Below are 824 nucleotides of genomic sequence, written 5' to 3'. Positions count from 1 at the left end.
GACGAGACCTTCCGGCGGCGCCAGAACCAGTGGTATGAACAGGCGCTGCAGCAGCGCGGCTGGGCGTTCACGCGTCTTGCCGGCAGCCTGGCGCAGCGCGTCGAGCAGGTGCTGCAGGTGCTGGCCGACGCCTAGCGGTAGCGGGCGAGGATGGCCTCGAGCTCGCCGTCCTGCGTCATCTGCACCAGTGCGCCCAGGAGCGCTTGCGTCGGTACGTCCGGGGCATCGCGAACGAGACAGTAGATCAGGTCGCTGCTGATTTCACCGAGCGCGTGCAGCTGCTTGGCTTTGCTCCGATGGCGGTTGAACCAGTCCAGGGACAGGTTGTTGCTGACCGCATAGCGGTAGCGACCGGCCTCGAGCTTCTCCAGCGCCAGGGTCTGGGTGCGGACATCCTCGCGGTGAACCTGGGCACTGTCGAACAGCGCCTGCAGGCCGGGATAGTTGAAACCCAGGACCGTCCCTAGGCGCTGGCCGTGAAGTTTCTCCAGGGTGAAATCGGGCTCGGCGCTGCGCCCCACGATCAGGCCGTGCTGGACCAAGAGGGGCTGACTCCAGATGTACTGGTGGTGTGAGTCCTGGTGCCAGGACGGGTTGACGTAGCAGTGTACGTCGATTTCGCCTCGAGCCCGGGCGCTTTGCGCGCGCAGGCGTGGTATCACCACCAGCTCGGCGTTGCGGCCAACCTTTTGCGCCAGGTGCATATACAGGTCATAGAGAATGCCAGTGGTCGTCTGGCCGTCGACGAACTGCATCATCGGCATGGCCCAACCCTCGATGACGGCGAACCGCAGCGGGCGCTGTTCCTGCGCGAAGGCGGCAAC

The 824-nt window shown here is 65.3% G+C and carries 1 protein-coding gene; it reads right to left on the bottom strand.

Annotated features, from left to right (window positions below; all coding sequences use genetic code 11):
- Positions 1 to 131: 131 nt before the first annotated feature.
- On the bottom strand, positions 132 to 824 hold a 693-nt coding region (locus J0A65_RS24470; protein ID WP_206596856.1), incomplete at its 5' end, for a substrate-binding periplasmic protein.

Origin of the sequence: Bowmanella yangjiangensis (genome assembly GCF_017255015.1) — a bacterium.
Classification (GTDB): domain Bacteria; phylum Pseudomonadota; class Gammaproteobacteria; order Enterobacterales; family Alteromonadaceae; genus Bowmanella; species Bowmanella yangjiangensis.
The sequence above is the reverse complement of the archived record's forward strand: the minus strand, read 5'-3'. Positions and strand labels throughout refer to the sequence as shown.